Here is a 5,089-nt window from a genome sequence, read left to right as displayed (position 1 = left end):
CAACCTCGATATCCGGTTCGAGATTCAACAAAGCGACCAATGCGCCGCGGACCATTTGCACGTCCTCGGCGAGTAGCACTCTGATCATCCGACCCCCTCTTACCCCCAGGTCACCAATTCGAGTTTTACACTCGGTGACCGCGTGGGCAAGCGGGGGGCCCGGCTGCGCGAGGTGTTACGCCAAATGCGCGAGGAGCAATTAGCCATGCTAATCGGCGGATGACTTGAGGTCACCGCGCGCTCACAGCGGGGTGAGAACCGAATCGCGAACCGGGATGGCTCGAGCGTTGTCCGAGTGCGCACCCGTACAAGCGATCCGGCCCTCGCGACGGCCGCCTCAGCGCGTCTCGCCCCACCGCTCCAGCAGTTCGAGACCGCCGTCGACGGTGATCACCTGACCCTGGATCCACGCCGCCTCGTCGGTGCAGAGCAGCGCCACGGCGTTGGCCACGTCCTGGGGCCGCGTCACGCGGCCGGACGGGCTCTTGATGGCGAGCCGGTCGACCATCTCCGGGTCGATGTTCATGGGGCCGTTGTCGACGACGGTGGTGACGACGGCGTTGACGGCCACCTTGTACCAGGCCATCTCCAGCGCCAGCGTCCTGATCACGCCGTGCACGGGCGTCACCGTGTAGCCGGCGATCACCACGCGCCCGCCGTCCTGGAGCGACTTGGCGAGCGGCTCCACGATGTTGAGCAGCGGCGTCAGGTCCGGTGACTCGGCGTGGTGGACGAACACGTCGAGCTGGCCGCGGTCCTGCCTGACCTGCTCGAGCAACGTCCGCACGGCGTTCTCGTCGTGGATGTCGAGCTGGGTGATCGCCACCGAGCCGGGCTTGCCGGCGAGCACGAGCTTCGCGCGCTCCAGGTCGACGTCGTCGTCGGAGGTCGTGAGGATGACGTGGGCGCCGTTGTCGCAGAGCTTGCTCGCGACGGCGAGCCCGAGCCCGTGCGTCCCCGACGTGACAAGGGCGATCTTGCCTTCGAGTCCCAGGCGCGTGTTGACCGGTTCGATCATGATGCTGACCACCTCGTTGTCGCGTGGTGATCGACGGTCCGCCCGGCCGCTAGGGCGTTGCTCGACTACTTCTTGCGCAATCCCTCCAGAACGCGCAGGATCGCTCGTTCGACCTCGCGCCCGGTGCGCTTCGGGTCGGACGAGCTCGCGATGGTGCCGGCGGCCGCGGACAGCGCCCCGAACAGCAGCCGGGCCATGATCTCGACCGGTGCCTCCTCGATCTCGCCCGCGTCGACGAGCAGCTGCACGGCCGTGCGGAGCAGGCCGAAGCTGAAGTGCTCCTCCGCCTCGCGCCAGCGCTCCCAGCCCATCACGACGGGCGCCTCGTGGACGATGATCCGCTGGTACTCGGGCTCCAGGCACTTGCGGACGTACGCGCGCACGCCCGCGATCGCCGTGTCCCACGCGGGGCCGTCGGCGGTGACCACCGCGGTCAGCGACTCGATCGACTTCGTCTCCACCTGCGTGAAGGCCGCTTCGAAGAGCGCCTGCTTGCCGCTGAAGTGGTGGTAGAGCGCGCCTTTCGTCACACGGGCGCGCTTCACGACCTCGTCGAGCGAGGTCGCGGCGTACCCGCGTTTGGTGAAGAGGTCGACCGCGCTGTCGACGAGCGCCTGCCTGGTCGACTCCGAGTACTCGGCACGCCTTGTTCGCACGGACGAAACGTAGCTCACATACCGACGGTACGTACCGGTGGTATGGTCGTGTCATACCGAGAGTATGCGAGAGACCGGGGGTACGAGACATGGGCTGGGCAGACCACTACCGCCGCCGTGACGCGCTCGACGCCGTGCTGCGCGACGCCCGTCGCGACCCGTCCGCGCCGCTGATCGTGGACCCGGACGTGTTCGGCTCGGTGCACGAGCTGCTGCTGGCGCTCGACCACCGCTGGCAGAACAAGCTGACCGCCCGCATGGAGGCGGCCGCGCTGGAGAGCCGGGTGGACGAGGACGTCGTCACCGCGGAACTGGCGGCCGACGAGCCGGTGCTGCGCGCGGTGCTCGACAGTCACCTGACCGGGCGCCTCTCCGGGCGCCTTTCGGCCGACGCCTTCCGCTCGGCGGTTACCGGGCGGTAGGAATGACGTCATGAGCCGTTGGACCGACGCAGACGTCCCCGACCAGACCGGCCGCACCGTCCTGGTGACGGGAGCGAACTCCGGCCTCGGCCTGCGCACCGCCCAGGTCCTGGCCTCCAGAGGCGCGCACGTCATCATGGGCTGCCGCTCGGTCGAGCGCGGGCAGGCGGCGCGGCGCGCGGTCGCGGGGTCGGCCGAGGTGCTGGAGCTCGACCTCGCCGACCTGCACTCCGTGCGCGCGGCCGCCGAGAAGGTGGACGCGCTCGACGTCCTGGTCAACAACGCGGGCATCATGGCCGTCCCCGCCGGCCGGACCGTCGACGGCTTCGAGCTCCAGTTCGGCACCAACCACCTGGGTCCCGCCGCGCTGACGTTCCTGCTCCTGCCCGCGTTGAGGCAACGGCCCGGCGCGCGCGTCGTCACGGTCTCGTCCGTGATGCACCAGTACGGCCACATGGACTTCGACGACCCGAACTGGGAACGACGCCCGTACAGCGCCCGCGCGGCCTACGGGCAGTCGAAGCTGGCCAACATCCTGTTCGCGCGCGAGCTGGAACGCCGTTCACCGGACGTGACGTCCATCGCCGCCCACCCCGGTGCGACCGCCACCGAGCTGACCAACAACATGGCGAGCGCGCACAACTCGGCGCTCATCCGCCTCGGCGGCAGGATCAGCCACCTGTTCTCGCAGTCCGTCGAGATGGGCGCGCTGCCGCAGCTCTACGCGGCGACCTCCCCCGAGGCGCGTGGTGGCCAGTACTACGGCCCGGACGGCTTCCAGGGCCTGCGCGGCCACCCGGCCGTCGCGCGGATGACCGCCGCCGCCCGCGACGACCTCGCCGCCAACCGCCTGTGGGAGCTCACGACCAAGCTGACCGGGATCACACCGGATCTGCCGTAGCTCTCAAGCGTGCGTGACGCCGGACACGCGGGGTCGCGGCGTAGGGTGAGGTCGTGACTGTGGTACCGGAGGGTCGGAAGCTGCTGCGGCTCGAGGTCCGCAACAGCCAGACGCCGATCGAGAAGAAGCCGTCCTGGATCAAGACGCGCGCGAAGATGGGCCCCGAGTACCGGGAGCTCAAGGGTCTGGTCAAACGCGAAGGCCTGCACACGGTCTGCGAAGAGGCCGGCTGTCCCAACATCTACGAGTGCTGGGAAGACCGCGAGGCCACGTTCCTGATCGGCGGCGAGCAGTGCACGAGGCGCTGCGACTTCTGCCAGATCGACACGGGCAAGCCCGCCGACCTCGACCGCGACGAGCCCCGCCGCGTCGCCGAGTCGGTCCAGGCGATGGGCCTGCGCTACTCGACCGTCACCGGCGTCGCGCGCGACGACCTGGCCGACGGCGGCGCGTGGCTGTACGCCGAGACCGTCCGCCAGATCCACGAGATGAACCCCGGCACGGGCGTCGAGCTGCTGATCCCGGACTTCAACGCGGTCCCCGAGCAGCTGGCCGAGGTGTTCGAGTCCCGTCCCGAGGTGCTCGCGCACAACCTGGAGACCGTCCCGCGGATCTTCAAGCGCATCCGCCCGGCGTTCCGCTACGAGCGGTCGCTCGACGTCATCACGCAGGCGCGCGAGTTCGGCCTGGTCACCAAGTCGAACCTGATCCTCGGCATGGGCGAGACCCCGGACGAGGTCACCGAGGCGCTCGCCGACCTGTACGACGCGGGCTGCGACATCATCACCATCACCCAGTACCTGCGCCCCTCCCCGCGCCACCACCCGGTCGAGCGCTGGGTGAAGCCCGAGGAGTTCGTGCAGCACAAGGAGACGGCCGAGGAGATCGGCTTCCTCGGTGTGATGGCGGGTCCGCTGGTCCGCTCCTCCTACCGCGCCGGCCGCCTGTACGCGCAGGCGAAGCAGGCCCGCGGCGAGGAGCTGCCGGAGAACCTCCAGCACCTGCTCACGGTGTCGGCGTCTCAGGAGATCACGAGCCTCCTGGCACCCCGCTAGCCGTTGCTCGAACACTGAAGCCCAGGTCGAATCCGACCTGGGCTTCAGTGTTTTTCCCCGACCTCACTGGACTCGTGCGCCGGCTTTCGAAGCGGCGATCCGGAACTCCACGGTGGCGTGCAGGTCCGGGGTCTCCAGCGCCTCCCGCAGGCGCGGCAGACCCTCGTCGTCGATGCGGCGGCGGATCCCCCGCAGATCCGCGTCGCCGTCCGCGCGGACGACGAGTGCCAGGTTCGGGGCGGTGTGCGGGCCGGTCAGCTCTGCCTCGACCTTGCGCACACCGGGGTAGGCGGTGACCTCCTCGGTGAACGGCGCCGCCGCCGTCGACGAGGTGAGACGGGTGGCGCCGGCCTCCTCCGCCCAGCGCCAGCTCGTCGTCCTGCGCCGCGGCACCTGGGCGACCAGCCACCTCAGGCACAGCAGCGCTACCAGCACCGCCACGGCGGCGGTCACCACGAACACCCACGTCGGCGGCATCGCCGTGCCGGGGACGAGAGCGGACCCGCGGTCCACCTGGCGGACGTACCCGAGGTTGACGGCGACCGCCGCGCCGCCCGCGACCATCAGGACCAGGCCCAGCAGGCCGAGCAGGAAGCGGTTCACGGCGTGCTCCTCAGCTCCTTGACCCTCACCACGACCTGGGGAGGCCGGGCGAGCGCGAACTCATCGACTCGGTTCTCGACGGCCGTGCGGACGGCGTCACCGAGGCCGTCCACAACGGCGCGACGGGTGCGCACGACCGCCTTCACCTTGCGCCGGCTCGCCTTCACCGACGCGGACTCCACGCCGTCGACGTGAGCGGCGAGCCGCACGGCGTTGCGCAGGCCGCGCAACGACACGGCCGTGTTCTGGTCGAGCGCGGCTGTCCTGGCGCGGCCGGGCACGACCGCGGCCAGGAACAGCAGCAGCCCGACGACCGCGACGACCCCTCCCGTCACGGCCACCTCCCGTGCCGACCACGTCGTGCCGTGCAGCCTTCCCACCACCGCGTCGTACGACAGCAGCGGTGCCTCGCCGAGGGCGAGCTGGATCGCGGA

7 protein-coding genes and 1 pseudogene are annotated in these 5,089 nt (G+C 70.2%); 3 read left to right on the top strand and 5 right to left on the bottom strand.

What is annotated here, in order from left to right; genetic code table 11:
• From VF330_RS17000 to VF330_RS16990, 3 genes and pseudogenes are all read right to left on the bottom strand, one after another.
• Window positions 1-88 (bottom strand): annotated as a pseudogene (locus VF330_RS17000) (DNA-binding response regulator); the annotation flags it as partial.
• Between the two features lie 249 nt (window positions 89-337).
• On the bottom strand, window positions 338-1,018 hold the full coding sequence (locus VF330_RS16995; RefSeq protein ID WP_330852577.1) for an SDR family NAD(P)-dependent oxidoreductase: 681 nt from the start codon (window positions 1,016-1,018) through the stop codon (window positions 338-340).
• A gap of 65 nt (window positions 1,019-1,083) precedes the next feature.
• Entirely contained in the window at window positions 1,084-1,674 is a 591-nt protein-coding gene (locus tag VF330_RS16990) for a TetR/AcrR family transcriptional regulator (protein WP_330852576.1), read from the bottom strand.
• A gap of 89 nt (window positions 1,675-1,763) precedes the next feature.
• Between VF330_RS16990 and VF330_RS16985 the strand changes: the two genes are divergently transcribed.
• The 3 genes from VF330_RS16985 to lipA are packed head-to-tail and all read left to right on the top strand — an operon-like array spanning window position 1,764 to window position 4,052.
• Window positions 1,764-2,096 (top strand): hypothetical protein, encoded by a 333-nt coding sequence (locus tag VF330_RS16985; RefSeq protein ID WP_330852575.1) that lies wholly within the window; start codon window positions 1,764-1,766, stop codon window positions 2,094-2,096.
• Between the two features lie 10 nt (window positions 2,097-2,106).
• Window positions 2,107-2,997 carry an oxidoreductase gene (locus VF330_RS16980; RefSeq protein ID WP_330852574.1) on the top strand — a complete coding sequence of 297 codons (891 nt, stop codon included), beginning with the start codon at window positions 2,107-2,109 and terminating at the stop codon, window positions 2,995-2,997.
• A gap of 53 nt (window positions 2,998-3,050) precedes the next feature.
• Window positions 3,051-4,052: a lipoyl synthase gene (lipA, locus tag VF330_RS16975; RefSeq protein ID WP_330852573.1), complete on the top strand. Its 1,002-nt coding sequence runs from the start codon at window positions 3,051-3,053 to the stop codon at window positions 4,050-4,052.
• A gap of 63 nt (window positions 4,053-4,115) precedes the next feature.
• Here lipA and VF330_RS16970 read toward each other — a convergent pair whose 3' ends face one another.
• Both VF330_RS16970 and VF330_RS16965 read right to left on the bottom strand, forming a co-directional pair.
• Window positions 4,116-4,655 (bottom strand): alkaline shock response membrane anchor protein AmaP, encoded by a 540-nt coding sequence (locus VF330_RS16970; protein ID WP_330852572.1) that lies wholly within the window; start codon window positions 4,653-4,655, stop codon window positions 4,116-4,118.
• The coding region (locus tag VF330_RS16965) for a DUF6286 domain-containing protein (protein WP_330852571.1) at window positions 4,652-5,089 on the bottom strand (438 nt) is incomplete at its 5' end. The genes VF330_RS16970 and VF330_RS16965, both read right to left, overlap by 4 nt.

Source organism: Lentzea sp., assembly GCF_036380075.1.
Lineage (GTDB): Bacteria > Actinomycetota > Actinomycetes > Mycobacteriales > Pseudonocardiaceae > Lentzea.
This window is presented reverse-complemented; position numbering and strand designations above follow the sequence as displayed.

What these genes read in the sequence shown, in the direction of transcription:
- VF330_RS16980 (WP_330852574.1), top strand. Translation starts at nt 2,107, where the DNA reads ATGAGCCGTTGGACCGACGCAGACGTCCCCGACCAGACCGGCCGCACC.
- VF330_RS16995 (WP_330852577.1), bottom strand. Translation starts at nt 1,018, where the DNA reads ATGATCGAACCGGTCAACACGCGCCTGGGACTCGAAGGCAAGATCGCC.
- VF330_RS16985 (WP_330852575.1), top strand. Translation starts at nt 1,764, where the DNA reads ATGGGCTGGGCAGACCACTACCGCCGCCGTGACGCGCTCGACGCCGTG.